The 26,639-nt window shown below is 74.3% G+C and carries 26 protein-coding genes; 21 read left to right on the top strand and 5 right to left on the bottom strand.

The annotated features are described in order from the left end of the window. The first annotated feature begins 265 nt into the window (after window positions 1-265). A complete protein-coding gene (locus tag IE225_RS09085; RefSeq protein WP_190056878.1) occupies window positions 266-793 on the top strand; it encodes a YbjN domain-containing protein in 528 nt (175 codons plus the stop codon). Window positions 794-817: 24 nt separating this feature from the next. On the opposite strand, the gene IE225_RS09080 is transcribed toward IE225_RS09085, so the two are convergent. Both IE225_RS09080 and IE225_RS09075 read right to left on the bottom strand, forming a co-directional pair. Continuing rightward, entirely contained in the window at window positions 818-2,029 is a 1,212-nt protein-coding gene (locus tag IE225_RS09080; RefSeq protein WP_373303149.1) for a putative hexosyltransferase, read from the bottom strand. Window positions 2,030-2,347: 318 nt separating this feature from the next. Next, the gene (locus IE225_RS09075) at window positions 2,348-3,664 is read right to left on the bottom strand and encodes a pyridoxal phosphate-dependent aminotransferase (protein ID WP_190056877.1); all 1,317 of its coding nucleotides are present in this window, start codon (window positions 3,662-3,664) and stop codon (window positions 2,348-2,350) included. 1,137 nt (window positions 3,665-4,801) lie between these two features. Between IE225_RS09075 and IE225_RS09070 the strand changes: the two genes are divergently transcribed. The 11 genes from IE225_RS09070 (at window position 4,802) to IE225_RS09020 (ending at window position 17,305) form a co-directional block, all read left to right on the top strand. Continuing rightward, window positions 4,802-5,338: a DUF2617 family protein gene (locus IE225_RS09070; RefSeq protein WP_190056876.1), complete on the top strand. Its 537-nt coding sequence runs from the start codon at window positions 4,802-4,804 to the stop codon at window positions 5,336-5,338. A gap of 306 nt (window positions 5,339-5,644) precedes the next feature. Continuing rightward, a complete protein-coding gene (locus IE225_RS09065) occupies window positions 5,645-7,297 on the top strand; it encodes a polyamine aminopropyltransferase (RefSeq protein WP_190056875.1) in 1,653 nt (550 codons plus the stop codon). A gap of 507 nt (window positions 7,298-7,804) precedes the next feature. Beyond that, window positions 7,805-8,719 (top strand): SRPBCC domain-containing protein, encoded by a 915-nt coding sequence (locus IE225_RS09060; protein ID WP_190056874.1) that lies wholly within the window; start codon window positions 7,805-7,807, stop codon window positions 8,717-8,719. A gap of 223 nt (window positions 8,720-8,942) precedes the next feature. Continuing rightward, on the top strand, window positions 8,943-9,731 hold the full coding sequence (locus tag IE225_RS09055; RefSeq protein ID WP_190056873.1) for an aldose epimerase family protein: 789 nt from the start codon (window positions 8,943-8,945) through the stop codon (window positions 9,729-9,731). A 210-nt stretch (window positions 9,732-9,941) separates the two neighbouring features. Continuing rightward, window positions 9,942-10,490, top strand: coding sequence for an orotate phosphoribosyltransferase (gene pyrE / locus IE225_RS09050; protein ID WP_190056872.1), 549 nt, complete (start codon window positions 9,942-9,944; stop codon window positions 10,488-10,490). 134 nt (window positions 10,491-10,624) lie between these two features. Next, entirely contained in the window at window positions 10,625-11,656 is a 1,032-nt protein-coding gene (fbaA, locus tag IE225_RS09045) for a class II fructose-bisphosphate aldolase (protein WP_190056871.1), read from the top strand. 187 nt (window positions 11,657-11,843) lie between these two features. Next, the gene (locus IE225_RS09040; RefSeq protein WP_190056870.1) at window positions 11,844-12,257 is read left to right on the top strand and encodes a DUF3151 domain-containing protein; all 414 of its coding nucleotides are present in this window, start codon (window positions 11,844-11,846) and stop codon (window positions 12,255-12,257) included. Window positions 12,258-12,424: 167 nt separating this feature from the next. Next, complete coding sequence (locus IE225_RS09035; RefSeq protein WP_190056869.1) at window positions 12,425-13,264, top strand: tryptophan 2,3-dioxygenase family protein; 840 nt, start codon at window positions 12,425-12,427, stop codon at window positions 13,262-13,264. Continuing rightward, a complete protein-coding gene (kynU, locus tag IE225_RS09030; RefSeq protein ID WP_190056868.1) occupies window positions 13,257-14,498 on the top strand; it encodes a kynureninase in 1,242 nt (413 codons plus the stop codon). Before IE225_RS09035 ends, kynU begins: the two co-directional genes overlap by 8 nt. A gap of 448 nt (window positions 14,499-14,946) precedes the next feature. Then, window positions 14,947-15,858, top strand: a complete 912-nt coding sequence (locus IE225_RS09025) for an alpha/beta hydrolase family protein (RefSeq protein WP_190056867.1) — start codon at window positions 14,947-14,949, stop codon at window positions 15,856-15,858. A gap of 226 nt (window positions 15,859-16,084) precedes the next feature. Beyond that, window positions 16,085-17,305 carry a cytochrome P450 gene (locus IE225_RS09020; RefSeq protein WP_190056866.1) on the top strand — a complete coding sequence of 407 codons (1,221 nt, stop codon included), beginning with the start codon at window positions 16,085-16,087 and terminating at the stop codon, window positions 17,303-17,305. A gap of 165 nt (window positions 17,306-17,470) precedes the next feature. Here the strand turns inward: IE225_RS09020 and IE225_RS09015 are convergent, their stop codons facing one another. Further along, complete coding sequence (locus tag IE225_RS09015; RefSeq protein ID WP_190056865.1) at window positions 17,471-19,093, bottom strand: ABC transporter permease; 1,623 nt, start codon at window positions 19,091-19,093, stop codon at window positions 17,471-17,473. After that, window positions 19,090-19,986: an ABC transporter ATP-binding protein gene (locus IE225_RS09010; RefSeq protein WP_190056864.1), complete on the bottom strand. Its 897-nt coding sequence runs from the start codon at window positions 19,984-19,986 to the stop codon at window positions 19,090-19,092. Before IE225_RS09010 ends, IE225_RS09015 begins: the two co-directional genes overlap by 4 nt. A gap of 139 nt (window positions 19,987-20,125) precedes the next feature. On the opposite strand from IE225_RS09010, the gene IE225_RS09005 reads away from it, so the two are divergent. Further along, complete coding sequence (locus IE225_RS09005) at window positions 20,126-20,662, top strand: GbsR/MarR family transcriptional regulator (RefSeq protein ID WP_190056863.1); 537 nt, start codon at window positions 20,126-20,128, stop codon at window positions 20,660-20,662. 100 nt (window positions 20,663-20,762) lie between these two features. Here IE225_RS09005 and IE225_RS09000 read toward each other — a convergent pair whose 3' ends face one another. Beyond that, on the bottom strand, window positions 20,763-21,677 hold the full coding sequence (locus IE225_RS09000; protein ID WP_190056862.1) for a diacylglycerol kinase: 915 nt from the start codon (window positions 21,675-21,677) through the stop codon (window positions 20,763-20,765). A gap of 217 nt (window positions 21,678-21,894) precedes the next feature. On the opposite strand from IE225_RS09000, the gene IE225_RS08995 reads away from it, so the two are divergent. The 8 genes from IE225_RS08995 to IE225_RS08960 form a co-directional block, all read left to right on the top strand. Next, window positions 21,895-23,178 (top strand): adenylosuccinate synthase, encoded by a 1,284-nt coding sequence (locus tag IE225_RS08995; RefSeq protein WP_190056861.1) that lies wholly within the window; start codon window positions 21,895-21,897, stop codon window positions 23,176-23,178. 39 nt (window positions 23,179-23,217) lie between these two features. After that, entirely contained in the window at window positions 23,218-24,069 is an 852-nt protein-coding gene (locus IE225_RS08990; protein WP_190056860.1) for a helix-turn-helix domain-containing protein, read from the top strand. A gap of 18 nt (window positions 24,070-24,087) precedes the next feature. Next, the gene (locus tag IE225_RS08985) at window positions 24,088-24,285 is read left to right on the top strand and encodes a DUF397 domain-containing protein (RefSeq protein ID WP_190056859.1); all 198 of its coding nucleotides are present in this window, start codon (window positions 24,088-24,090) and stop codon (window positions 24,283-24,285) included. A 161-nt stretch (window positions 24,286-24,446) separates the two neighbouring features. After that, window positions 24,447-24,845 (top strand): hypothetical protein, encoded by a 399-nt coding sequence (locus tag IE225_RS08980; protein ID WP_190056858.1) that lies wholly within the window; start codon window positions 24,447-24,449, stop codon window positions 24,843-24,845. Continuing rightward, the gene (locus IE225_RS08975; RefSeq protein WP_190056857.1) at window positions 24,842-25,141 is read left to right on the top strand and encodes a hypothetical protein; all 300 of its coding nucleotides are present in this window, start codon (window positions 24,842-24,844) and stop codon (window positions 25,139-25,141) included. Before IE225_RS08980 ends, IE225_RS08975 begins: the two co-directional genes overlap by 4 nt. 160 nt (window positions 25,142-25,301) lie before the next feature. Beyond that, a complete protein-coding gene (locus IE225_RS08970; RefSeq protein WP_308432461.1) occupies window positions 25,302-25,655 on the top strand; it encodes a DUF6247 family protein in 354 nt (117 codons plus the stop codon). Beyond that, complete coding sequence (locus IE225_RS08965) at window positions 25,652-25,915, top strand: hypothetical protein (RefSeq protein ID WP_190056856.1); 264 nt, start codon at window positions 25,652-25,654, stop codon at window positions 25,913-25,915. The genes IE225_RS08970 and IE225_RS08965 overlap by 4 nt, the downstream gene beginning before the upstream one ends. A gap of 265 nt (window positions 25,916-26,180) precedes the next feature. Further along, window positions 26,181-26,639: Uma2 family endonuclease (locus IE225_RS08960; RefSeq protein ID WP_190056855.1), on the top strand; the 459-nt coding region annotated here is incomplete at its 3' end.

Genomic DNA, 26,639 nt, shown 5'->3' with positions numbered 1-26,639 from the left:
GCTCCGCGCCGGCTCCGCGCCGGCGGATCGGGGACGGCTCCGCTCCGCGCCGGCGGATCGGGGACGGCTCCGCTCCGCGCCGGCGGATCGGGCATGGCTTTCGGTGCCGTCCGACCGCGACTGCCTGCGGCAGGGCGGGTACTCGTAGCACGGCCGTCCCGTGACCGGATCGTGTCAGCCGTCGGCTGACAGCGGCGGCCGGGGCTTGCCACCACCCTCCCCGGATGGGAGAGGATGGCGAGATCCATACGAAGGGAAGAACACGGTGAGCATCGACCCGTCCTCGATTCCGAATTTCGGGGGCCAGCCCGAGCCGCAGCCCCAAGGACCGACGGGCCCCGTCATCCCGGACCAGGACCTCGTGAAGCAGCTCCTGGACCAGATGGAACTCAAGTACGTCGTCGACGAAGAGGGCGACCTCGCGGCGCCGTGGGAGCAGTTCCGCACGTACTTCATGTTCCGCGGCGAGGGCGACCAGCAGGTCTACTCGGTGCGGACGTTCTACGACCGGCCCCACGCCATCGAGGACAAGCCCCAGCTCCTGGAGTCCGTCGACGACTGGAACCGCCGCACACTGTGGCCCAAGGTCTACACGCACACCCACGACGACGGCACCGTCCGCCTGATCGGTGAGGCGCAGATGCTGATCGGCCAGGGCGTCGGTCTGGAGCACTTCGTGTCCTCGACGGTCAGCTGGGTGCGTGCGGCGATCGAGTTCGACCGCTGGCTCGTGGAGCAGCTCGGCCTGGAGAAGGAGATCAACGACACCGGGGAGCCCGGCGAGGAGGAGTGACCCCTCCCCGCCCGCCCCGCGCCCTCACAGCGGCGTCCGCGCCAGTACGACGAGGTACGCCCCGTAGCAGAAGGAGAGCCCGGCCAGCGCGCAGGTGACCGCCACCGCGTGCCACGGCCGGGCTCTCGCCGTGCGGACCAGGGCCCGGGCGAGCGGCAGCAGCAGCGGGAAGGCGGGCAGCAGGAACCGCGGCTTGGAGGCGAGGAAGCCGGAGCCGCCGAGGGCGACGAGCAGCAGGACGCCGCAGTACACCAGCAGCGGCAGCGGGGCGCGGTCGGCCAGCAGCAGCGCGTACAGCAGCACACCCGCCGCGACGATCACCAGCGCCATCGGGTAGGCGACCTGACCGCCGTGCAGCAGCAGCCGGCGCACGAACCGCAGCGTGCCGTGGCCGAGGTCGAAGCGCGAGCCCCACCGCCGCTGCACCTCGAAGTAGCCGCTGAGCAGGTCGCCCGTGCGGCGGCCCACCCACAGCACGTACGCCGCCCAGCCCAGCGGGGCCAGCCCGGCGCCGGCCCACAGCCGCAGGGAGGCGCGCCCGCGGGCCCGCCACACCGCGCAGGCGGCGGCCGCCAGCACCGCCGCCGCCACCGCGAAGCCGTTGGGGCGGGACAGTCCCGCGAGCGCGGCCAGCGCGCCCGCCCACAGCCAGCGCCCGTCCAGCACCGCCCACAGCGACCAGGCGGCGAAGGCGGTCAGCACCGGCTCGGTGTACGCCATCGACAGCACCACCGAGTGCGGCAGCAGCCCCCACAGCACCACCAGCGCGGTGGCCACGGCCCGCCCGTGCAGCCGGGCGCCGACGGCGTACACGCCGCAGGCGGCGACGGCGGCCGCGCACCAGGAGACGAGCAGTCCGGCGGCGCCGCCGCCGATCGGCACCAGGGACGTCACGGCGCGCACCAGGCCCGGGTAGAGCGGGAAGAACGCCAGGTCGCTGTGGACGGCGCCGGAGTGGGTGCGGAAGGTGCGGACGTAGCCGTGGGCGGCGATGCCCAGGTACCACAGCGAGTCCCAGGACCGGCCGAGCAGGGCGAGGGGATGCCGGCCCATGGCCCAGGCGGTCACGGCGAGCACGGCGGCGCCGGCCAGCCGGGCGGCGGCGAACAGTCCGAGCGCCACCCCGGCCGCCTGCGGCAGCGGCAGCCGGGGCCGGACACGCCCCCCGGTGCCGGGCCCGCCGTCGACGGGCCTGCCGAGGGGACGGGGCATGAGGGTCGTACTGGCATGGGTCACACCGGCACCTTGCCCGGCAAAGGCCGCGCACCGCGCACCGTGTACCGCCGAGCGGGTACGGTTCCGTCCCGCCCGGCGTGGCGGCGTGACGGGCGGCGGGGGGGTGTCTCCCGGGCCATCCCCCGGACCGTTCTCCGGACCGTCCCCCCGGCCGTTCCCCGGACCGCCCTCCGGACCGCGGGAAGCCGGCGGGGTCCACGCGGCCCGGTCCGTGCACGTACCCCACCGGCCGGCGCCCCGGCTCGCCGGGCGGGGCGAGTCGGCCGAGTCGGCCGGGTCGGCGGACGCGGGCCCTGACGCGGTCCGCTGGCGGCGGGTTCACGCCTCGCCGCGGGCGCGCAGCGCCTTCAGGCGGGCGACCGCCTCCTCCAGGACCGCCGTCCGCTTGCAGAAGGCGAACCGCACGTACGGCGCGCCCGCCTCGCGGTGGTCGTAGAAGACGGCGTTGGGGATGGCGACGACGCCGGCGCGCTCGGGCAGGGCGCGGCAGAAGGCGAAGCCGTCGTGCTCGCCGAGGGGACGGATGTCGGCGGTGACGAAGTAGGTGCCCGCGGTCCTGAACACCGAGAAGCCCGCCTCGGTCAGGCCCGCGCTCAGCAGGTCACGCTTGGCCTGCATGTCCTCGCGGAAGGCGGCGAAGTACGCCTCGGGCAGGTTCAGCGCCTCCGCGACGGCGTACTGGAACGGCCCCGACGACACATACGTCAGGAACTGCTTCGCCGACCGCACCGCCGTGACCAACTCGGGGGCCGCCGTCACCCAGCCGACCTTCCAGCCGGTGAACGAGAACGACTTGCCGGCGCTGCCGATCGTCACCGTCCGCTCCCGCATCCCCGGGAACGTCGCCAGCGGCACGTGCTCGGCATCGTCGTACACCAGGTGCTCGTACACCTCGTCGGTCACCACCAGCAGGTCCCGCTCCACGGCCAGCTCGGCGATCGCGGTGAGCTCGGTGCGGGTGAGGACGGTGCCGGTCGGGTTGTGCGGGGTGTTGATCAGCAGCAGGCGGGTGCGGTCGGTCACCGCGTCGCGCAGTTCGTCCAGGTCGAGGCGGAAGGCGGCGGACCTGCCGGTGGTGGACCTGCCGGTGGCGGACTTGCCGGTGATGGCCCCGCCGGTGGTGGCCCCGCCGGTGGTGGCCCCGCCGCCCTCGGCGGCGGCTTCGTCGTCCTCGGTGACGTGCGGGCGCAGGGTCACCGGGACCCGGCGTCCGCCCGCCAGGGCGATGCAGGCGGCGTAGGAGTCGTAGTACGGCTCCAGCGCCACCACCTCGTCGCCGGGCTCCAGCAGGGCCAGCAGGGACGCGGCGATCGCCTCCGTGGCGCCCGCGGTGACCAGCACCTCGGTGTCGGGGTCGTACGTCAGCCCGTAGCGGCGCAGCTGGTGGGCGGCGATCGCGGTGCGCAGCTCGGGGACGCCGGGGCCCGGCGGGTACTGGTTGCCGCGCCCCTCGCGCAGCGCCCGTACGGCCGCCTCCCGGATCTGCTCGGGGCCGTCGGTGTCGGGGAAACCCTGGCCGAGGTTGATCGACCCGGTGGCGGCGGCGAGAGCCGACATCTCGGCGAAGATCGTCGTCCCGAACTCGGCGAGGCTGCGGTTGAGGAGCGGGCGCGGGGTCGAGGTCATGGCGGTCATCCTCCGTCCAAGCTCTGGAGTTCCTCAAGTGCGATTGGGCGGCCCCCGGCACCGGGCATCTCCCGGTCACGCAACAGGACGGGACGGCCGACGGGGGACGTCCCGGGCGACTACGGGGGAACGGAAAGGGGGATGACGCCATGGTCATCGGCATCGTCCTGGTAGCGGTGGTGCTGCTGCTCGCGGTGGTCCGCGCGGCCACCCGGAAGCAGCGGCGGGGGGCCGTCCTCGGCAAGGGGGCGGGCGGCGCGGGCCGCTCCCGCCGCGGCCGGTACGACAGCGGCTCCAGCTGGTGGGCGGGGAGCGACGGCGCGTCGAGCGCGTCGTGCGGCTCGTCGTCCGGCGGGCACGGAGGCCACGGGGGGCACTCGTGCGGGGGGCACTCGTGCGGCGGCGGCTCTTCCTGTGGCGGCGGCTCTTCCTGTGGCGGCGGCTCCTCGTGCGGCGGGGGCGGTGGCTGCGGCGGCGGCAGTTGAAGGAGTCGGCCCTCTGCCCCGGCGGGATGATCCGGTCGGGGGCTTGGGTCGGGGGCTTGGGCTGGGGGCTTGGGCCGGGGGCTTGGGCGTCGGGCGCCGCACCGGTCCGGGACGGACTTCCGGGCGAGGCGCCGGCCCACGACCACGAGGACGGCCACGTCCGTCGGCCGCGCCCCGCCCGTGGCGGCGGACCGGTCGGCGGGCGTGCCCGTCGTCGCGCAGGGGCGCGACCGGCGCCCGCGACCGGCGCCCGCGTGCGGCGCGGGATGCGCGCCGCGACCGGGTGACGTCCGGTCCCGTACGTGCCGAACAGCCCCGCAGGGCCCACCTCTCACCGGCCGACATCGGCCGCCGCCGGTCCCACGCGACGGCGCACGCCGCCCGGACGGGGCGTGTGCCTGGCGGCCAAGGCGTGCGCCGTAGTTGAACAGTTGAACTGTGGAGCCCACGCAGGGATGGAAACGTCACGAAGTTGGGTAAAAACGCTGTGGGGGAATCGCCGTTCATGGTTCGCTCTCCCACACCGACGCAGCCCTCGGACCGTCCTGCGGTCCCCTGTCCGCGGACACCTGTCCGACCGGGCTGCCGGGCCGAACTCCCGTCCCCCACCGAGGAGCACCGGTCCGCCTCTCCACTTTTTGCGTGATAGCGGAGCCGATCCATGCTCACGACCCTGAACACCTCCTACACCGACACACGTGCGGCCGACCTCGCCTGGGCCCTGGGACGCGAACCACTCCCCGCACTGGCCACCCTCGACCTCGAACTGTCGGGAGCGAAAATCCAGTTGAGACTCCTCGGCGCGTCCCACCAGGTGCTTCTGGAGGAGGACCAGGGCAGTTGCTCGGAGACGGTGGCCTGCATGCCCGGCTTCAGCACACCGCTGCCGCTCGGCGTGGCCAGACGCGTCGGCGACTGGGACTACGAGTTCGCCGCCCGCGTCGAACTGCTCTCCCCGAACTCCTTCGCGGGCCGCGCCCAGGAGCTGCTGGCCCTGGTCGCCGACCATCCCAACGGCCTGGCCGGCGTCTTCCCGGGCAGCCCGCACGCGTTCACCGCGCTGCTGGCGCGGCGGTCCGAGGGCGCGGTGCACTGGCGCACCTGGCACGCCTATCCGCAGGACGGGCAACTGGTGGCGACGCGGACGCGGGTGGGCGCCCGGGTGACGGCGGAGCAGCTCAGCCCGTCCGGTGCCTGAGGCGTGGCGGGGCGGTCCGGTGCGTCCGGTGCCTGAGGCGTGGCGGGGCGGTCCGGTGCGTCCGGTGTCTGGGGCGTGGTGGGGCGGTCCGGTGCGTCCGGCGTCCGGGGGCGCGGTGGCGTACGGTCGCGGGGGCGGTGCGCGGCGGGCGGGAGCGGTGCGCGGCGGGCGGCGGGCGGGAGCGGCGCGTGGATCCGGCCGGCGGCCGCGCCCCGCGCCGGTTCAAACCCCCGGCGTCTCAACAGGCCCTTTTTCCACACGTGTGGGTGACGAAGCACTCCGTGTGCGTCACGTAACGTCACAGTCGTGATCGACCCGCACGCCCCGGCCCCGCCCCACGCCGCCCCGCCGTGGTGCCCGCCGGTGCGGCTGCCCGTCCGGCCGGCGACCGGACGGCTCCTCGTCCTCGCGGGCGTGTTCGTCTGTGCGGCCTGCGGCCTGGTGTACGAACTCGAACTCGTCGCGCTGGCCTCGTACCTGATGGGGGATTCGGTCACCCAGGCGTCCGTCGTGCTGTCCGTCATGGTCTTCGCGATGGGCGTCGGCTCGCTCGCCGCCAAACGGCTGCGCCGGCTGGCGGCCGCGGGCTTCGGCGCGGTGGAGGTGGTGCTCGCGCTCGTCGGCGGATGCAGCGCGCCGGCGCTGTACGCGGCCTTCGCCTGGACCGGCGGCTGGGGCGGGCCGTGGGCGGGCGCCCCGCGCTGCCTGCTGGTCGCCTTCTCGCTCACCATCGGCCTGCTCATCGGTGCCGAGGTGCCGCTGCTGATGGAGCTGATCCAGCGCATCCGGCGGCAGGACGCGGGCGGCGCGGTCGCCGACCTGTTCGCCGCGGACTACGTCGGCGCCCTGCTCGGCGGCCTCGCCTTCCCCTTCCTGCTGCTGCCGCACCTGGGCCAGTTGACCAGCGCGCTGCTGACCGGCGCGGTGAACGTCGTCGCCGGCGGCGCGCTCGTGCTCGGCCTGTTCCGGCGCGACCTCACCCCGCGCGCCCGCCGCCTGCTGCTCGCCGCCGGCCTGGTCGTCCTCGCCCTGCTCGCCTCCGCCGCCGCCCTCGCCGGCGACTTCGAACGGGCCGCCCGGCACGCCGTCTACGGCCCGGACGTGCGCGTCGCCCTGCGCGGCGCGGGGCACGAGGTGGTCCTCACCGGCGGCACCCGCGGGCGGCCCCTCGGCCTGTTCCTCGACGGCCGGCCGCACGCCGACGGCCGCGACGCGCGCCGCCGCCAGGAGGCGCTGGTCCACCCCGCCATGAACGGCCCGCACGCCCGCGTCCTCCTCCTCGGCGGCGGTGACGGGCTCGCGGCCCGCGAGGTGCTGCGCTTTCCGGGCGTGCGCCGGGTGGACGTCGTCGACCCCGATCCCGTACTGGTCCGCCTCGCCCGCCGCGACCCGGCGCTGGCCCGGCTCAACGGCCACGCGCTGGACGACCCGCGCGTGCACACGGTCGTCGCGGACGTCTTCGGCCGGCTGCGCCGGACGCCCCCGGCGGCGTACGACGTGATCGTCGCCGACCTGCCGGACCCCGGCCTGACCGCGAGCACCAAGCTGTACGCGCAGGAGTTCTACGGCCTGGCCCGGCGCGGTCTCGCCCGCGACGGGCGCCTGGTGGTGTATGCCGGGCCGGTCACGGCGCACCCGCGCGTCTTCTGGACCGTGGAGGCGACGATCCGCGCCGCCGGGCTGCGCACCGCCCCCTACCGGGTCACCGCTCCCCACCGGGTCGCCGCCCGCGCCCCGGGCGGCCTCGGCCGTGCCGGTCCCGGCCGCGCCGGCGCCCCCCGCGACTGGGGCTTCGTCCTCGCCGCCCGCGCCCGGCCGGAGCCCCGCCTCGACCCGCACGGCCCCCGCCCGCGCACCCTCACCCCGGCCGCCCTCGCCGCGGACGTCGCGGCGGCCGCCCGCACCCGCGTCCCGGGCCTGCGCCCGTCGACGCTGATACACCCGCGGTACGGGCCCTGACGGTGCGTCAACACGGTCGCGTACGGCGGAGGATGCTCTCCAAAGGCACCGGCCGCGCGCCTTTCCGCCACCGTCGACGCCCGGGCGGCCCGGCCCGTCCGGCGCCCTTTGTGCTCCGGCGCCCTCGCCGACCGAGGCCGACCATCACCGCTCACGCGGCCGACGTCCGCGCGTCCGCAGCCGGCCGCGACGCGAAGCGCCCGCCCCCGGCCGCAGGAGCCGGGCGCCGACGACGCGGTTGCCCCGGCCGACGGCGTCCGAGGACCCGGCCGGCAACGTGCGAGGGCCCGGCCGGTGATGTGCGGGGGGATCGATCGGCGGCGTGCGGGGCCCCGACCGGCGGCGTGCGAGGCCCCGACCGGCGACGCGCGGACCCCGACCGGCCCGTGCGGGAGACGTCGACCGGCCCGCGCGGCGCGTCCCGCGTACTCCCGACGGCCGCATGCGCGCCAAGACTTCGCTTCAGTGGGACGTCATCCGGCCGTTGCGCGGGTAGGCTCCCCCGACATGGAGCACGAGGTGTTCGTTCCGGTTCCGGCCGATCGGCTGCGGGTGGCGCTCGCCGACCCCGCCCAGGTGGCCCGGGCGATCCCCGGGCTCCAGCAGGACGCGGGCGAGAAGGACGCCGGCCGACTCGCCGGGCGCCTGAAACTGCGGATCGGCAGCCACTCCGTCACCTATCGCGGCACGCTGCGGCTCTCCGTCCGCGACGACGGGTCGTACACCGTCGAGGCCGACGGCACCGAGTCCCGGGGCACCGGCTCGGTCAAGCTGGCCCTCACCCTCCGGCTGCGCGAGGACGGCACCGGCACCACCCTGGCCTGCGACGGCACCGTCGAGGCCGACGGCCGGATCACCGAGCTGCCCGCGGAGCAGGTGACGGCGGCCGTCACCCGCCTGCTGAACCGCTTCGCGGAGCACCTGGCCGATGCGGAGGCGCGGGAGCCGGAGCAGCGGCCGGCGTCGGTCTTCGACACGGAGGTCCCGCCCCCGTCCCTGGACCCGGCCGCCGACGACGCCGAGGACACCGAGGACACCGGCGACGCGGAGGACACCGGCGCCATCGGCACCGGCACCAATGCCACCGGCGGCGCCCCGGACGGCGCGGACGCCCCGGGCGGCGTGGACGACGCGGAGGGCGCGGACGGCGCGGACGGCGCGAAGGCCCGCCGGGACACCGGCGTCTCGCAGGACTTCTCCGAGTCCCCGCAGCCGCCCGCCGAGGCCGCCCACGCCCGCCGCACGATGATCGGCCGCAGTGCCGAGGAGGTCGACCACGCGCCGCCCCGCGGCCGGTACGCCCCCGTCCCCGCCGCCCAGACCGCCGCCGCCCCCTCGCCCCTGCGCTGGGCCGCCCCGGCCGCCGCCCTCGTCCTCGCCTCGGCCGTCGTCCTCGGCCGCGCCCTGCGCCGCCGCCGCTGACCGCGCCGCCGCTGACCGCGCCGCCGCTGACCGCGCCGCCGCTGACCGCGCCGCCGCTGACTGCGCCGCCGCTGACTGCGCCGCCGCTGACTGCGCCGCCGCTGACTGCGCCGCCGCTGACTGCGCCGCCGCTGACTGCGCCGGGCCGACCGGACCGGGACACGGCGCGGGCGGCCCGGACATGGCCGGGACGCCCTCTTGAACGCCCCAGTAGGGTCGTCCCGTGAGCAACGAGGACATCACGCTGACCGCGGGTGACGCGGAAGCGATCGTGCGGCCGGGCAACGGCGGGCGGATCGGCAGTCTGCGTGTCGGTGGGGTGGAGCTGCTCCGGCAGGGAGAGCGCTTCGGGTGCTTCCCGATGGTGCCGTGGTGCGGGCGGATCCGGGAGGGCCGCTTCCGGGACGGCGCCGTCGTGCACCGCATGCCGCTGAACGCCCCGCCGCACGCCATCCACGGCACCGCCCGCGACGGCGAGTGGAGCGTGGCCCGTGCCTCCGCGACCGAGGCGGTGATCACGTACGACCTCACCGACCCGTGGCCCTACTCCGGCCGTGTCACCCAGGTCGTCACCCTCGCCCCGGACAGCCTGACGCTGGCGGCGTCCGTGGAGACGTACGAGTCGTCGTTCCCGGCGCAGATCGGCTGGCACCCCTGGTTCAACCGCACCCTCGACGGCACCCCGGTGTCGATCGACTTCAGCCCCGCCTGGCAGGAGGAGCGCGGCGCCGACCACCTGCCCACCGGACGCCGCGTCGACCCACGGCCGGGCCCGTGGGACGACTGCTTCGGCATGCCGGACGGCGTCGACGTCACGCTCACCTGGCCGGGGCGGCTGGAGCTGAGGGTGACCAGCCCGCAGCGGTGGGTGGTGATCTACGACGAGCAGGAGGCGGCGGTGTGCGTGGAGCCGCAGACCGGCCCGCCCGACGGCCTCAACACCCACCCGCGGCTCGTCACCCCGCTGGAGCCGCTGGAGGCCACCACCACCTGGACCTGGCGGCGCCCGTAGCACCGTCCGGCCCGGTGCATGTCGTCGCCCGGCCCGGTGTCCGTCGCCGTCCGGCCCGGTGCATGTCGCCGTCCGGCCCGGTGCATGTCGCCGTCCGACCCGGTGCATGTCGCCGTCCGACCCGGTGCCCGCCACCATCCGACCTGGCGCCCGCGGCCACCCGACCCGGCGCCCGCGGCGCCGTCCGGGGCGCCGTCTAGTCTGACTGCCATGAGTGACGCACGTGGCGAGCTGCTGCAGCAGATCAAGGACAAGGCCGTGGTGCACGGCAAGGTGACCCTGTCGTCGGGCAAGGAGGCCGACTACTACGTCGACCTGCGCCGGGTCACCCTGGACGGCACGGCGGCCCCCCTGGTCGGCCAGGTGATGCTCGACCTGACCGCCGACCTGGACTACGACGCCGTCGGCGGCCTCACCATGGGCGCGGACCCGGTCGCCACGGCCATGCTGCACGCCGCCGCGGCGCGGGGGCGCCACCTGGACGCGTTCGTGGTGCGCAAGGCGGGCAAGGCGCACGGCCTGCAGCGCCGGATCGAGGGACCGGACGTGGCCGGCCGCCGGGTCCTCGCCGTCGAGGACACCTCCACCACCGGCGGTTCGGTGCTCACCGCCGTCGAGGCGCTGCGCGAGGCCGGGGCCGAGGTGGTGGCCGTCGCGACGATCGTGGACCGGGCGACCGGCGCCGCCGAGAGGATCGAGCGGGAGGCGGGTGTGCCGTACCGGTACGCGTACTCCAAGGACGACCTCGGGCTCGGCTGACCACACCTGACCACACCTGTGGAGCATTCGGTCACGTCTGGAAAGATGGGGCCGACGATGACGTCGCACCCAAGGTCTAGGTCAGGGCCGTAAGTACGCAGAACGCCCATACCCGCACAACAAGGAGCGGACAGATGCCCATCGCAACCCCCGAGGTCTACAACGAGATGCTGGACCGGGCGAAGGCAGGCAAGTTCGCCTACCCGGCCATCAACGTGACCTCTTCGCAGACCCTGCACGCGGCGCTGCGCGGCTTCGCGGAGGCGGAGAGCGACGGCATCGTCCAGATCTCGACCGGCGGCGCCGAGTTCCTCGGCGGCCAGCACAACAAGGACATGGTCACCGGCGCGGTGGCCCTGGCCGAGTTCGCGCACGTCGTCGCCGAGAAGTACGACGTCAACATCGCCCTGCACACCGACCACTGCCCCAAGGACAAGCTCGACGGGTACGTACGGCCGCTGCTGGCGATCTCCGAGGAGCGTGTGAAGGCGGGCAAGAACCCGCTGTTCCAGTCCCACATGTGGGACGGCTCCGCCGAGACCCTCGCCGACAACCTCGAGATCGCGCAGGAGCTGCTCGCCCGCACCTCCGCCGCCAAGATCATCCTGGAGGTGGAGATCACTCCGACCGGCGGTGAGGAGGACGGCGTCTCCCACGAGATCAACGACAAGCTGTACACGACGGTCGAGGACGCGATCCGCACCGCCGAGGCGCTCGGCCTGGGCGACAAGGGCCGCTACCTGCTCGCCGCCTCCTTCGGCAACGTCCACGGCGTGTACAAGCCGGGCAACGTCGTGCTGCGCCCCGAGCTGCTGAAGGAGCTCAACGAGGGCGTCGCCGCCAAGTTCGGCAAGCCGGCCGACAGCAAGCCGTTCGACTTCGTCTTCCACGGCGGTTCCGGCTCCACCGTCGAGGAGATCCACACCGCGCTGGAGAACGGCGTGGTGAAGATGAACATCGACACCGACACCCAGTACGCCTTCACCCGCCCCGTCGCGGACCACATGTTCCGCAACTACGACGGCGTGCTGAAGGTCGACGGCGAGGTCGGCTCCAAGAAGGCCTACGACCCGCGCACCTGGGGCAAGCTCGCCGAGGCGTCGATGGCGCAGCGCGTCGTCGAGGCGTGCCAGCACCTGCGCTCGGCCGGCACGAAGATCAAGTAACCCGCGGCGGCCCGCGGCGGCCCGCAGCAGTCCGCGGCAACCCGTGGCGGCTGCCGGTAACCCGCGGCGGCCCGTAGCGGCCGCCGGCACCCCGCGGCCGCCCGCGCTCCCGAGCGCCCGTCCCCGCCGGCTCCGGCGCGGGCGGGCGCTTCGGCGTCGCGGGGACAGGTGCGGGGATACTGGCTCCATGTCCCTTCACGAGAACCTTCTCGGGGGTCCGCCCCCGACCCACCTCCCCGACGACCCGGAGCCGCGCGAGCTGCTGGCGAAGGGCGTGGCGCCCGCCGAGGTCGCCGCGCGGCACCCCGCGTCCTCGCTGGCCTGGGTCCAGCTCGCCGACGACGCCTTCCGGCGCGGCGCGGCCGTGGAGTCGTACGCCTACGCCCGGACGGGCTACCACCGCGGCCTGGACCTGCTGCGCCGCAACGGCTGGAAGGGCCACGGCCCGATCCCCTGGGAGCACGAGCCGAACCGCGGCTTCCTGCGCGCCCTGCACGCGCTGGCCCGGGCCGCGCAGGCCATCGGGGAGCGGGAGGAGTACGAGCGCTGCACGCAGTTCCTGAAGGACTCCTCGCCGACGGCGGCGCAGACGCTGGGCTGACCGCGGTCCGCAATCACCCCGCACGCCGCGCCGCACGGCCCGCCCGTGACCGGGGCGGGCCTTGCGGCGTCCGGGGTGATTGCGGAGGATGCGGATGGGGACCGGGGCCCCCGTGCCGGTATCGGCAGGGGCGGACCGCTACCCGGAGTGCATCACAGGAGACAGCGATGTCCCACGAGGCTCACCTCGCTCCCGAGCCCGAGACCCCGCATCTCGACTTCGCCGGCACCACGCCGTACGAGGACTACGTCCGGGCCGACGTGCTCACCCACCTCCAGCACCCCCTCTCCGACGATCCCGGAGAGATGGTCTTCCTGGTCACGACCCAGGTGATGGAGCTGTGGTTCACCGTCATCGTCCACGAGTGGGAGACCGCGGCGCGCGCCCTGCGCGAGGACCGGCCGCGGGTGGCGATCGACGCCCTGAAGAGGTCCGTGCGGGAACTGGAGGCGCTCAACGCCTCCTGGAAGCCGCTCGGGCAGCTCACGCCGGCCCAGTTCAACTCCTACCGCGGCGCCCTCGGCGAGGGCTCCGGCTTCCAGTCGGCCATGTACCGCCGCCTGGAGTTCCTGCTCGGCGAGAAGTCCGCGTCCATGCTCGTCCCGCACCGTGGCTCCCCGCGCGTCCACGCCGAGCTGGAGAAGGCGCTGCAGGAGCCCAGCCTCTACGACGAGGTGCTGCGCTTCCTCGCCCGGCGCGGCCACGCGATCCCGCCCGAGATCCTGAACCGTGACGTCTCCCGGCGCTACGAGCCCTGTGAGGCCGTCGAGGAGGTGTGGGCGCGGATCTACTCCGGCGACCAGAACGACGAACTCGTCCGCCTGGGCGAGGCGCTGACCGACGTCGCCGAACTGGTCTGGCGCTGGCGCAACGACCACCTCATGGCCACCCGCCGCGCCATGGGCGCCAAGCAGGGCACGGGCGGCTCCGCCGGGGTGGCCTGGCTGGAGAAGCGGGCGCAGAAGCACGTGTTCCCCGAGCTGTGGACGGCGCGGTCACATGTCTGAACTCTCTGAAGTCTCTGCACTCTCCGAACTCGTCGAGAAGGCGCAGAAGTTGGACGCCGCCGACGAACTGCGCGGCAAGCGCGCGGAGTTCGTCCTGGACGCCGCGCCCGGCGACCCGGCCGGCCCCGCGGGCGTCTACCTGGACGGCAACTCGCTCGGCGCCCTCCCGGCGCACGTGCCGGAGAAGGTGGCCGACGTGGTCCGCCGCCAGTGGGGCGAGTTGCGCATCCGCTCCTGGGAGGAGAGCGGCTGGTGGACCGCGCCCGAGCGGATCGGCGACCGGATCGCGCCGCTGGTCGGGGCGGCCCCGGGCCAGGTCGTGGTCGGCGACTCCACCAGCGTCAACGTCTTCAAGGCGCTGGTGGCGGCGGTGCGGATGGCCGGCGAGGGCCGCGACGAGATCGTCGTCGACGCGACGACGTTCCCCACGGACGGGTACATCGCCGAGTCGGCGGCGCGCCTGACCGGCCGCGGCCTGCGCGCCGTGCTGCCGGACGACGTCCCGGGCGCGGTCGGCGACCGCACCGCGGCCGTCCTGCTCAACCACGTCGACTACCGCACCGGCCGGCTGCACGACCTGCCGCGGCTGACGGCCGCGGCGCACGCGGCGGGCGCGGTGGCGGTCTGGGACCTGTGCCACAGCGCGGGCGCCCTGCCGGTCGGCCTGGACGAGCACGGCGTGGACCTCGCGGTCGGCTGCACGTACAAGTACCTCAACGGCGGCCCCGGCGCCCCCGCCTTCCTCTACGTCCGCCGCGACCTGCAGGACCGCTTCGACTCCCCCCTGCCCGGCTGGAACTCGCACGCCGAGCCCTTCGGCATGCGCCCGGAGTACCGGCCCGCGCCGGGTGCCCCGCGCGGCCGCGTCGGCACCCCGGACATCCTGTCCATGCTGGCCCTGGAGGCGGCGCTGGACGTCTGGGAGGGCGTCTCGATGGAGGCGGTCCGCGCCAAGTCCCTGGCCCTGACGGACTTCTTCCTGGAGTGCGTCGAGGCCTACGTGCCGCCGGGCCGGGTGGAGTGCCTGACCCCGCTGCGGCACGAGGAGCGCGGCAGCCAGGTGGCGCTGCGCTGCGACGACGCCGGCGACGTCATGAAGCGCCTCATCGCCCGCGGCGTCGTCGGCGACTTCCGCCCCCCGGACGTCCTGCGCTTCGGCTTCACCCCGCTGTACGTCGGCTTCGCGGACGTGGAGCGGGCGGCGCGGGTGCTGGGGGAGACGGTGGGGGCGTAGGCGCCCCTGGACGCCCGGAGCGGCCCGGGGTACCGGAGCGGCCCGGGGCAGCTCGGCCCCGGGCCGCTTCCCGGACCGGCCCCGGGCCGCTTCCCGGGCCGCTTCCCGGACCGGCCCCGGGCCGCTTCCCGGGCCGCTTCCCGGACCGGCCCCGGACCGGCCCCGGGCCGGTTCCGCGCCCCCGCCCGCCGAGGGCGCCGTGCCCGCCCACCGAGGGCGCCGTGCCCGCCCGCCCCGCCGCGGCGGAGCCGCGAGAACGCGGGCCGGCCGCGACATTCCCGGCCAAGGGCGCGTACGGCGCCGCCGTGGCCGAGCCACCCACCGGCCGGCGTTCACCCAGCGTCACCTCCCCGTGTTCGCGCACCTCACTGGCCTGATAACGTCCCCGCCGACGGCCTGATTTTCCTCCTGGTCCGCCAGCACCGTTTCAAGGCTGAGAGGTTGGAGCATGTCGGACGACGCCGCAGCCCGCGATGCCATGGCCCGCGATGCCGCCGCCCGCGATGCCGCAGAACAGGAGTCGGCCTTCTCGCACCGTCCGGTCGACCCGGACGCCACCGCCGTCTACGGCGACCACCCCGACCAGGTGATCGACTTCTACGCGCCGCGCGCCACGGCCGCCGTCCCCTCCCCGACCGGGTCCTCCCCGCTGGTGGTGGTGCTGCACGGCGGTGCCTGGCGGGCGCGGTACGACCGGCGGCACGTCAGCCCGTTCGCGGACTTCCTCGCCCGGCGCGGCTTCGCCGTGGCGAACGTCGAGTACCGGCGGGGCGGCGAGGGCGGGGGCGAGCCGCCCGCCGCGGGCCGCTGGCCGGACACCTTCGACGACGTCGCGGCCGCCCTGGACGCGCTGCCGGGGCTGGTCGGGAAGGCGCTGCCGCAGGCCGACACCCGCCGCACGGTCCTCACCGGGCACTCCGCCGGCGGCCACCTGGCCCTGTGGGCGGCGGCCCGGCACGTGCTGCCCGCGGACGCGCCCTGGCGCATCGAGCACCCCGCCCCGCTGCGCGGCGTCGTCGCGCTCGCCCCGATCGCCGACCTCGCCGTCGCCGACAAGCTCGACGTGTGCTCCGGCGCCGGGCGCCAGCTCCTGGGCGGGGAGGAGCACTTCGCGGAGCGCCAGCCGTATGCCGACCCCGCCCTGCTGCTCCCGACGGGCATCGCGACCACCCTGGTCCAGGGCCGCACCGACATCGTCGTCCCGCAGGCCGTCGCCGAGTCCTACGCCGAGGCCGCCGCCAAGGCCGGGGAGGTCGTCGGCGTGACCCTGCTGGAGGACGTCGGCCACTTCCCGCTCATCGACCCGGCCGCGGACGCCTGCGCGGTGGTCGCGGAGGAGATCGCCCAACTGGCGTGGTGAGCGGGGCCGGCGGTGGGGCCGGCGGCCGACGGGGCAGGGCAGCGGCGGACTCCGGCCGGCCGGGGAACGGGAGACCGCGGCCGGGAACGGTGGACCCCTGGCGGGCCGGGGAACGGGAGACCGCGGTCGGGAACGGCGGACCCCTGGTCGGCCGGGGAACGGGAGACCGCGGCCGGGAACGGCGGACCTCTGGCCGGCCGGGGAGCGGCCGGGCTACCGTCCGTCCATGGCAGCGCGCAGCGACCTCGCTTTCGACCCGTGGGACCCGGAGTTCGTCGCCGACCCCTACCCCGTCTACGCCGCACTGCGCGCCCGGGGCCGGGTGCACCACTACGAGCCCACGAACCAGTGGCTGGTCCCGCACCACGCGGACGTCTCGGCGCTGCTGCGCGACCGGCGGCTGGGACGGACCTACCGGCACCGCTTCACGCACGAGGAGTTCGGGCGCACCCCGCCCCCGCCGGAGCACGAGCCGTTCCACACCCTCAACGACCACGGCATGCTCGACCTGGAGCCGCCGGACCACACCCGCATCCGGCGGCTGGTGTCGAAGGCGTTCACACCGCGCACGGTGCGGCGGCTCGAACCGTACGTCCGCCGGCTCGCCGACGAGCTGGTCTGCCGCCTGGTCGAGGCGGGCGGCGGGGACCTGCTGACCGACGTCGCCGAGCCGCTGCCGGTGGCGGTGATCGCCCAGATGCTGGGCATCCCCGAGGCGGACCGGGGGCTGCTGCGGCCCTGGTCGGCGGACATCTGCGGAATGTACGAGCTGAACCCGTCCGAGGAGACGGCGGCCCGGGCGGTGCGGGCGTCGGTCGAGTTCTCCGCCTACCTGCGCGAGCTGATCGCCGAACGCCGCAAGGAGCCCGGCGAGGACCTGATCTCCGGGCTGATCGCGGCGTACGACGAGGGGGAGCGGCTGACCGAGCAGGAGCTGGTCTCCACGTGCGTGCTGCTGCTGAACGCCGGGCACGAGGCGACGGTGAACGCCACCGTCAACGGCTGGTGGGCGCTGTTCCGCCACCCCGCCCAACTGGCCGCCCTGCGCGCCGACCACTCCCTGGTCCCCACCGCCGTCGAGGAACTCCTGCGCTACGACACCCCGCTGCAGCTTTTCGAACGCTGGGTGCTGGACGACATCGAGATCGACGGGACGGTGATCCCGCGCGGCGCGGAGATCGCGATGCTGTTCGGCTCCGCCAACCACGACCCGGCGGTCTTCGCCGAGCCGGAGCGCCTCGACCTCACCCGCCGGGACAACCCGCACATCTCCTTCAGCGCCGGCATCCACTACTGCATCGGCGCGCCGCTGGCCCGCGTGGAGCTGGCCGCCTCGATGACGGCGCTGCTGCGGCGGGCCCCGGCCCTCAGGCCCGCGGCGGAACCGGAACGCAAGCCCAATTTCGTGATCCGGGGGCTGAAGGGGCTGCCGGTCGTGGTGGCGTGAGGGACTTCCCGCCCGCCTGCCCGTCCGCCGTCCGTCAGCTTGCTCGCCCGCCCGCCTCGGTGGGGCACGGGTGACCGCCACGGGGCTCCGCCCCGGACTCCGGCGGGGGCTCCGCCCCCTCTCTCTCCGGTGGCCCGGGGTTCCGTCCGGTCGCCTACGCCGCCACTACGCCACCACGTCCCTCCTCCGCAGCCCCGCCAGGCCCGCGGTGACCAGCGCCGCCGCGATCGCCGTGAGGGCCAGGACCGGGCCCCACGTCAGCTCGCCTCCCGGCAGCTTCGGCAGGTGGCCGTAGGGGGAGAGGTCCAGGACCGTCTGCGGGAGGTTCAGGGACGGGCCCACCCAGCCCAGCAGCAGGACGCCGCAGGCGACGCCCCAGGCGGCGGTCGTCAGCCGGGGCAGGACGCCGTACAGCAGGACCGCTGCCCCGCCGATCACCCAGGCGGCCGGGACCTGGACGAGGCAGGCGGCGACGAGGGCGCCGGGGCGTTCGCCGTAGCCGAGGGAGAGGCCGGCCGCCGCCAGGAGCATGAGCCAGACGGTGCCGCCGAAGGCGATCGCGAGGTGGCCGGCGGCCCAGCGCAGGCGGCCGACCGCGCAGGCCAGCACCGGTTCCGCCCGCCCGGAGGTCTCCTCGCCGTGCAGGCGCAGCACGGACGACACCACGTACAGGGACGCGACCAGGCCCAGCATCCCGGCCATCGACGACAGGAAGGCGTCCGTGAGGCCCGCGTGGCCGCCCATCCGCTCGAAGATCTGCCGGGCCCGCTCGTTGTCGCCGACCAGGTCCACGGCGCCGTCGGTCATCCCGCCGTAGACCACCCCGGCGAGCAGGAAGCCGGTGCTCCAGCCGAGGACGCTGCCGCGCTGCAGGCGCCAGGCCAGTGCGCCGGCGCCGGCCAGGCGGCCCTCGGCGGGGCCGGGCCGGGTGGGCAGGAAGCTCATGCCGAGGTCCCGGCGGCCGGCCAGGCCGTAGGCGAGGCCGGCCTGCACGGTCGTGGCGGCGGCGGGCAGGAGCAGCACCCACCAGCGTTCGCCGGCGAAGGGCCGTACGTTCTCCAGCCAGCCGAGCGGCGACAGCCAAGTCAGCGGTGAGGAACCGTCGTTCGTCGCCGAGTCGCCCGCCGCGCGCAGCACGAACGCCGCGCCCAGCACCCCGGCCGTCAGCCCGCGCGCCAGTCGCGCGCTCTCCGTGAGCTGGGCGGCGACCGCCGCGAGCGTGGCGAAGACCATGCCGGTGCCGCCGACCGCCAGCCCGAAGGCCACGGCCCCCGCGGCGCCCCGCCCGGCCAGTCCGGCGGCGATCAGCACCGCCAGGGCCGTGTTGGCCACCGCGGCCGCGAGCAGCGCCGCCGTCAGCGGGGCGCGGCGGCCCACCATCCCGGAGGAGAGGAGTTCCTGGCGCCCGCTCTCCTCCTCGTCCCGGGTGTGCCGTACGACGACGAGCAGGCCGGTCACGGCGGCGAGCGCGCCCGCGTACACGCCGACGCGCCAGGCGGTGAGCGCGCCGAGGGAGTCGTCGAAGACGGGGCCGACCAGGGCGCGCAGGGAGGAGTTGGCCGCCATCTGCGCCCGCAGTTGCGCGCGTTCGGCCGCGGTGCCGTACAGCGTGTTCAGCGTGTTCGGCATGGACAGGACCATCAGGGCGGTCACCGCGACCCACACCGGGATCATCACCCGGTCGCGGCGCAGCGCGAGGCGCAGCAGGGTCCCGGTGCCGGCCAGCCGGCGGGGGCCTGCCGGGCGGCGGGGGGCGGCCGGACGTGCCGCGAGGCCGGTGGCGGTCATCGGGGGGTCACCTCGTCCTGGTAGTGCCGCAGGAACAGCTCCTCCAGCGTCGGCGGCGTGGACGTCAGCGACCGCACGCCCGACGCGTTCAGCGAGCGCAGGACCGCGTCCAGCTTGTCGGTGTCGACCTGGAGCCGGACGCGGCGGCCCCGCACGTCGAGGTCGTGCACGCCGGGCAGCCGGGACAGGCCGTCGGGCGGGCCCGCGAGTTCGGCCGTGACGGAGGTCCGGGTCAGGTGGCGCAGCTCGGCGAGGGTGCCGCTCTCCACCGTGCGGCCCTTGCGGATGATGCTGACCCGGTCGCACAGCTCCTCGACCTCTCTGAGGACGTGTGAGGAGAGCAGGACGGTGCGGCCCCGGTCGCGCTCCTCCTCGACGCAGCGCCGGAACACCGCCTCCATCAGCGGGTCCAGGCCGGAGGTCGGCTCGTCGAGGATCAGCAGGTCGACGTCGGAGGCGAACGCGGCGACGAGGGCGACCTTCTGCCGGTTGCCCTTGGAGTAGGTGCGGCCCTTCTTCGTCGGGTCGAGTTCGAAGCGCTCGATCAGCTCGTCGCGCCGCCGCCGGTCGACGCCGCCGCGCAGCCGGGCGTACAGGTCGATGACCTCGCCGCCGGAGAGGTTGCGCCACAGGGTGACGTCGCCGGGGACGTAGGCGAGGCGGCGGTGCACCTCCACCGCATCCGTCCACGGGTCGCGGCCGAGGACCTGCGCGGCGCCCGCGTCGGCGCGCAGCAGGCCGAGCAGGACGCGGATGGTGGTGGACTTGCCGGCGCCGTTGGGGCCGAGGAAGCCGTGCACCTCACCGGTCTCGACGTCGAGGTCGAGACCGTCCAGGGCGCGGGTCCTGCCGAACGACTTGCACAGTCCGGAGACGGTGATGGCTCTCGTCATGCAGCAGAAGCTACGCTTCTTTCAGAAATTTGTGAAGGTAAGGAATCCTGTGAAGCGCGGGTAGACTTCGGGAAGGAAGGGGCGAGCAGGCAGGGAAAGCGGGGAGCGGGGAGCGGTGAGCAGGGGAGAGGATCGAGACATGGCGGAGCCCAGGGAGCCCAGGGAGGTCGGGGAGCCCGGCCGGACGCGGCGGGACCCGGAATCGGTCTCCCGCTTCGTCGAGCACTTCGCCGCGCAGCTCGTCGAGGCGGGCGTGCCGCGCATGCCGGCCCGGGTGTTCGCCGCGCTGCTCGCCTCCGACACCGGCGCCCTGACCTCCGCCGAACTGGGCGAGCAGCTGCGCATCAGCCCCGCCGCCGTCTCCGGCGCGGTGCGCTACCTCGCCCAGGTCCACCTGGTGTCGCGGGAGCGGGAGCCCGGCTCGCGCCGGGACCGCTACCGGGTGCACAGCGACCAGTGGTACGAGGCCCTCACCAACCGCGAGGCGCTCATCAAGCGGTGGGAGGACGCCCTGCGCGAGGGCGTCACCAGCCTCGGCGCCGACACCCCGGCCGGCCGCCGCCTCGCCGAGACGCTGGCCTTCTTCGAGTTCGTGGAGGGGGAGGTCGAGGCGATGATGGAACGCTGGCGGGCGCACCGGGAGAAGACGTTCGGGGCGGGCGACGGGCGGGGGTGAGGACGGGAGCCCGACGGCCGGGGCCGGGGACGAGGACGGAGGTCCGACGGCCGGAGACGGGGACGGAGGTCCGACACCCGGCGCCGCGGCCCGCCCGCGCTCAGGCCGGCCCGTGCCCCGCCCCCTGCCCGGCCCGGCGCCCCAGCCCCGGCCGGGGCACCGTCACCGCCCACGCCCCTTCCCGCACCACCCACGTCCGCCGCCGTACCGGCCCGGCCTCCACCGCGTCCGCCCGGTAGCGGAAGTCCGCGCCGGTCACGGTCACCGCCCGCCCCGCCGCCCGCAGCGGCAGCGCCTCCGCGCCCACCGACACCGGCCGCACCTCCACCTCGGCCGCCCCGGCGCGCCCGCCGGGCGTCACGGTCACCGCCTGCACGGGCCGGTCCAGGTCGATCAGGGTCTCCCCGTCGACCTCCACCCGCAGCCGGGACGGCGCGGCCCGGCCGCCGCCCGGCGCCACGGCGACCCCGGCCCGTACCGGCCGTACCGCCGCCAGGCCCCGCACCAGCGACCGGCAGGTCCGCACCCAGGAAGGCCCGGACGGCGCGCCACCCGCCGCCCCCTGCGCCCCCGTCCCCTGCGCCCCCGCCACCGGCGGGATCCGCAGCGCGCCCAGCACCACGCCGTCGCTGTCGTCGACGAGCAGGTCACGGCGCCGCACCTCCCCGTCGAGCACCGCCCGCGCCGCCGCCACCGTCCCGGCCGGCACGCCCAGCCCGTGGGCCAGCGCCACCGCCTCCGGGGCGCCGACCGGCACCACCGACAGGGCGCAGCCGGCCAGCTCGCGCTGCCGGTGGAGCTGGGTGACCGCCCGCACCAGGGCCCGGTCGTCGCCGACCACGACCGGGCGCCGGGAGCCGCGCCGGCGCAGCGCGCGGGCGAACTCCTCCGGGCTGTCCGGCAGGCACAGCTTCACCCGCGCACCCGCGGTGAGCACGTCCTTCGCGATCCGCACGGCCTCGCCGTCCGTGTGCCGGGCGACCGGATCGATGATCACCAGAAGCTGGTCGGACATCGCGAAGGTCGCCACCTCGGTCCTGCCTCGCTTCCTCGGGTAGCATCTTTGTGCAAGAGCCCCTTGCGCCGTTTCGCCGGGGGCTTCGTCTATTCCGGGGCATCCGGTCCGACGGTCGTGGCCGACGAGGGCCGCGGTGTACGAGGCACAGGCACCGCACGCCGTGCCGCGTACGCCCCGACCATGGACATGCCCCGCCCGGAAGGGGTGTACGCGCGTGCCCGCACTTGTGCTGCTCGGTGCTCAGTGGGGTGACGAAGGCAAGGGGAAGGCCACCGACCTGCTCGGTGGCTCGGTGGACTATGTCGTGCGCTACCAGGGCGGCAACAACGCCGGCCACACGGTCGTCGTCGGCGACCAGAAGTACGCCCTCCACCTGCTCCCGTCCGGCATCCTGTCCCCCGGTTGCATTCCCGTCATCGGCAACGGCGTCGTCGTCGACCCGTCGGTCCTGCTCTCCGAGCTGAGCGGGCTGAACGAGCGCGGCGTCGACACCTCCAAGCTGCTCATCAGCGGCAACGCGCACATCATCACGCCGTACAACGTGACGATCGACAAGGTCACCGAGCGCTTCCTCGGCAAGCGCCGGATCGGCACCACGGGCCGCGGCATCGGCCCGACGTACGCCGACAAGATCAACCGGGTCGGCATCCGGGTGCAGGACCTGTACGACGAGTCGATCCTCACCCAGAAGGTGGAGGCGGCCCTCGACGTCAAGAACCAGATCCTGACCAAGCTGTACAACCGGCGCGCCATCGCCGCGAACCAGGTGGTCGAGGAACTGCTGGGCTACGCCGAGCAGCTCAAGCCGTACGTCGCCGACACGGTCCTGATCCTGAACAAGGCCCTGGACGAGGACAAGGTCGTGCTCTTCGAGGGCGGCCAGGGCACGCTGCTCGACATCGACCACGGCACGTACCCCTTCGTGACCTCCTCCAACCCGACCGCGGGCGGCGCCTGCACCGGCTCCGGCGTCGGCCCGACCCGCATCAGCCGCGTCATCGGCATCCTCAAGGCGTACACCACCCGCGTCGGCGCCGGCCCCTTCCCGACCGAGCTGTTCGACGAGGACGGCGAGGCGCTGCGCCGCATCGGCGGCGAGCGGGGCGTGACGACCGGCCGCGACCGCCGCTGCGGCTGGTTCGACGCGGTGATCGCCCGCTACGCGACCCGCGTGAACGGCCTGACCGACTTCTTCCTCACCAAGCTCGACGTCCTCACCGGCTGGGAGCAGATCCCCGTCTGCGTCGCCTACGAGATCGACGGCCAGCGCGTCGAGGAACTCCCCTACTCCCAGACCGACTTCCACCACGCCAAGCCGATCTACGAGTACCTTCCCGGCTGGCAGGAGGACATCACCAAGGCCAAGACCTTCTCCGACCTGCCGAAGAACGCGCAGAACTACGTCAAGGCCCTGGAGGAGATGTCCGGCGCCCCGATCTCCGCGATCGGCGTGGGCCCGGGCCGGGACGAGACGATCCAGATCAACTCGTTCCTGTAACGACGCTCGTTCCGGTAACGACGAGGGAGGGGGCGGCCGATGCCGGTGAGGAAACCGCCGACCGAGCGGCAGCGGAGAATCGGCGCGGAACTGCGGCGGATGCGCGAACGTGCGGGTCTGTCGATCAACGAGGCCGCCACCCTCCACCACACCGACCGGACCACCGTCAGCAACACCGAGTCCGCGCGGTCGGGCGTCAGCAGCGACCGCGTGCGGGTATGGGCGGCGAACTACTCGTGTCCCGACGCGGCGTACGTGGACGCGCTCGCCGCCCTGGCCGGGATGCGGGGCACGCAGTGGTGGGACGCGTACCGCGGCAAACTCGCTCCCCAGCTCGTGGACATCGCGGAGATGGAGCATCACGCCGTGGCGCTCCGCTACGCCCAGATCACGCACATGCCCGGCCTGCTCCAGCACCGGGACTACATGCGCGGGGTGTTCCAGCAGGCCGTACCGCCCTTGACCCCTGAATCACTGGACCGGCACGTCGAGTTCAGGCTGCGGCGGACGGAGGTGCTGGACCGGGACGATCCGCCCCGGTGCACCTTCCTGATCCACGAAGCCGCCCTGCGCATCTGGTACGGCGACCGGGGCGTCCTGCGGACGCAGCTCGCCCACCTGCTGAAGGAGTCGGAGCGGGACAACGTGGCGGTGCGTGTGATCCCGTTCGCCGCAGGCGGCTTCGCCAACGTCGGAAGCTGCACCGTCTACGCCCACGGCCCTGTCCCGCAGCTCGACACGGTGCAGATCGACGTGCCCACGGGGGTTCTCTTCCTCCACGAAGAGACTCATCTGGTCAACTACCGCGCGGTGCTGGACCGTATCGAGGAACGCGCTCTCGACCCGGAACGCTCGCGGGACTTCATCCGCGCAGTGGCTCAGGACGTGTGACGACCCGAAGGCGGACCAGTGGATTCGACGGACATCGTGTGGCGCAAGTCGTCGTTCTCGGCGGACACCGGCAACTGCATCGAGCTGGCTGTTCACAGGAACGAGATCCTGCTCAGGGAGAGCGACGACCCCGGTGCGGTTCTCCACACCTCCGTGGACGGGTTGCGGGCGTTGCTGGAGGCGGCCAGGGCGGGACAGGTCGGCACACTGCCGTAGCGATCCCCATTTCAGGCAACATGTTGTTTGGCGCAGCATGATACCTCTACTCTGAGTGCGTTGCCCCACACGCTCCGTGCTGTGTGAGGGGTCAAAAAACATGCCCCGGCGGTGTTAGCGGCACCCCGGGGCTCGGCCAACGCTGTTAGAGGAGCATCAGCATGCCCAAGCGTATCCGGCTTGCCCTCCAGCTCACCCTGGAACGAACACTCGCCCTGATCCTCTCCCTCCTGCCCGCCCCGGCATCCGGCACCGGCCGCCGTCGCCGGGTCCCCCGGGCCGTTCCCCCACCCCCGCGCACCCTCTCCGGCCGCCGCCTGCTGGTCCGCCGCACCGCCCTCCTCCTGCCCCTCCCCCGACCGCGAACGGCCCCCACCGGCGACCCCCTCCTCGACGACCCCGGCCCCCTGGTCCGCCCCTACCTCCTCGCCCACGAACGCCGTCGGCGCCAACAGGAACGCCGCGCCGCCCTCGCCCTCGCCCTGGCGGGCGTCGACGTGGGCCCGTGGGTGATCCACGGCCACCACGTCGGCACGCCCGTGACGGGGGCGGCCGCATGACGCCCGCACCGCACACCACGCCGCCCGACGGCTCCCGCGGCTTCCGCGTCCACCGGGTGCCGAACAAGCCGGTGCGCCGGGACGAGGACGGCCGCTACACCATCCCCCTCTGGCTCACCTACGACGGGAAGTTCGACGGCGACGTCCCCCTCCGCCTCTCCCCGTCGGAGGCGGAGTCGCTGCACGCCCAGCTCTGCTACGCCCTCGGCGACGAACCGCCGACGGCACCACCCGAAGACCACACACCGGACTGCCGCAAGCCCAGCGTGGGCAGCCGGGGAGTCCACTGGCCGTAGTAGCCGCAGCTCACACACGGGTGGACGGCACGTGCACGAACGCGCCGCCCGCGCCGTCCACCCGGACCGCCCATCCCCTGCCTTGCCCCTGCATCCGCCCGCTGTGTGCGAGTACCGTCGAGAACGCAGCGAACGCCTACCCCGAACCGGGAGCACGACCGTGACCGCACTGCCCGCGGACCCGCAGGCCGACGAACCGCTCATCCCCATGCCGGCCCTCACACCCGAAGCCCTGCGCGCCGCGGTGGAGAGGCTGACGCCCAGCCGCATGCAGACGTTCATCCGCGATCTCGTCGAAGCGACCACCAGCGCTCAGGAAACCCAATCCCTCGCGCCTCTGCGCGGCTTTGTCCACAGGTGGGGCGTTTTCGTCGCGATCCAGCGGTACCCCTCACGAGCCGCCCGCCTGCGCCACCTGGAAGAGGTGGTGAGCGGTGGTGTCGAGGACCCGACGGACGCCATCGCGGAGATCAGGAAGATCCACGCGGACGCGGCGGCCGAGGCGGGGTTGTGACCGACTGGAAGTGGGACTACAACCCGAGCGAGGAATACCTGACCGAGGGACTTCCGGTCGGGGTGATCGCCGAGGTGGAGCGCATCGCCACCGAGTTGGCAGCCCTGGGAAGGGATGCGGAAAACGCGGGAAGCAGACCGGAGGACAAACCGGGCGGCCTGCGGAACTTCCCCATTTTCGGCGGACGCGGTTTCATCCAGTTCCTCGCCGTCCCCCGGCACGAGTGCGTGTACATCTGCAACATCGTCTGGAACGGATAGACCACCGGCCCGCGTTCCCCACCCGGACCCGCCCTTCTCAGAGCTCGAGCTGCCTCTCCGGCCTTGAGGTGAGTGGGGTGGGTGGCGAGTTCCGTGCGGAGCCGCCCAGACGCCGGCTTCCCCCCCGGTATGGACGAGCGACGGAGCCGCCTCCACGGCGACCAGGGGACGGCTGGCGCGCGTGTCCAGCGTGGGCAGCGGGGGAATCCACCGGCCGTAGCCGCGGCACCCGTAGGTCACCGCCATACTGAAAGCGGGAGGACCCATGACTCAGCAGGCCCTGTACCGGCGGCTGCGCCAGTGCCGCGACCGGATCACTCCGCCTCCTGGCTTCGCCTGGCCGGAGATCAGCGAGGGACAGCTTGTGATGATGATGAGCCCGCGGCCTCGCCACCAGTACACGGCGAAGCTGGTGTCGCGGCAGTTGGACGCGCAGCTTCCGGAGGGCTTCTTCACCTTCGAGGGAACCGACACGGACGACGAGACCCTCGGCAAGCTGCGCGTCCCGGACCTCGTCGTCTGCTCCGGCGAGGCCATGCAGACCGATGACCCGCTCGATCCGCACGACATCGTCCTCGCGATCGAGATCGTCTCGCCGTCGAACCCCGAGAACGACTACGACCACAAGACCCGCGACTATCCCGCCATGGGCATCCCCCACTACCTGATCCTGGATCCGCGCGACGGCACGTGGACGTACCAGTGGGGGATCGGCCGGGCCGGC

The sequence above is a fragment of the Streptomyces echinoruber genome (genome assembly GCF_014651135.1).
In the GTDB taxonomy this organism is placed as follows: domain Bacteria; phylum Actinomycetota; class Actinomycetes; order Streptomycetales; family Streptomycetaceae; genus Streptomyces; species Streptomyces echinoruber.
This window is presented reverse-complemented; position numbering and strand designations above follow the sequence as displayed.

Bases quoted from the DNA above. Each gene is read 5' to 3' on its own strand.
- IE225_RS09075 (WP_190056877.1), bottom strand. From the start codon at position 3,664: ATGACCGCCATGACCTCGACCCCGCGCCCGCTCCTCAACCGCAGCCTC.
- IE225_RS09070 (WP_190056876.1), top strand. From the start codon at position 4,802: ATGCTCACGACCCTGAACACCTCCTACACCGACACACGTGCGGCCGAC.
- IE225_RS09060 (WP_190056874.1), top strand. From the start codon at position 7,805: ATGGAGCACGAGGTGTTCGTTCCGGTTCCGGCCGATCGGCTGCGGGTG.
- pyrE (WP_190056872.1), top strand. From the start codon at position 9,942: ATGAGTGACGCACGTGGCGAGCTGCTGCAGCAGATCAAGGACAAGGCC.
- fbaA (WP_190056871.1), top strand. From the start codon at position 10,625: ATGCCCATCGCAACCCCCGAGGTCTACAACGAGATGCTGGACCGGGCG.
- IE225_RS09040 (WP_190056870.1), top strand. From the start codon at position 11,844: ATGTCCCTTCACGAGAACCTTCTCGGGGGTCCGCCCCCGACCCACCTC.
- IE225_RS09035 (WP_190056869.1), top strand. From the start codon at position 12,425: ATGTCCCACGAGGCTCACCTCGCTCCCGAGCCCGAGACCCCGCATCTC.
- kynU (WP_190056868.1), top strand. From the start codon at position 13,257: ATGTCTGAACTCTCTGAAGTCTCTGCACTCTCCGAACTCGTCGAGAAG.
- IE225_RS09025 (WP_190056867.1), top strand. From the start codon at position 14,947: ATGTCGGACGACGCCGCAGCCCGCGATGCCATGGCCCGCGATGCCGCC.
- IE225_RS09020 (WP_190056866.1), top strand. From the start codon at position 16,085: ATGGCAGCGCGCAGCGACCTCGCTTTCGACCCGTGGGACCCGGAGTTC.
- IE225_RS09015 (WP_190056865.1), bottom strand. From the start codon at position 19,093: ATGACCGCCACCGGCCTCGCGGCACGTCCGGCCGCCCCCCGCCGCCCG.
- IE225_RS09010 (WP_190056864.1), bottom strand. From the start codon at position 19,986: ATGACGAGAGCCATCACCGTCTCCGGACTGTGCAAGTCGTTCGGCAGG.
- IE225_RS09005 (WP_190056863.1), top strand. From the start codon at position 20,126: ATGGCGGAGCCCAGGGAGCCCAGGGAGGTCGGGGAGCCCGGCCGGACG.
- IE225_RS09000 (WP_190056862.1), bottom strand. From the start codon at position 21,677: ATGTCCGACCAGCTTCTGGTGATCATCGATCCGGTCGCCCGGCACACG.
- IE225_RS08990 (WP_190056860.1), top strand. From the start codon at position 23,218: ATGCCGGTGAGGAAACCGCCGACCGAGCGGCAGCGGAGAATCGGCGCG.
- IE225_RS08980 (WP_190056858.1), top strand. From the start codon at position 24,447: ATGCCCAAGCGTATCCGGCTTGCCCTCCAGCTCACCCTGGAACGAACA.
- IE225_RS08975 (WP_190056857.1), top strand. From the start codon at position 24,842: ATGACGCCCGCACCGCACACCACGCCGCCCGACGGCTCCCGCGGCTTC.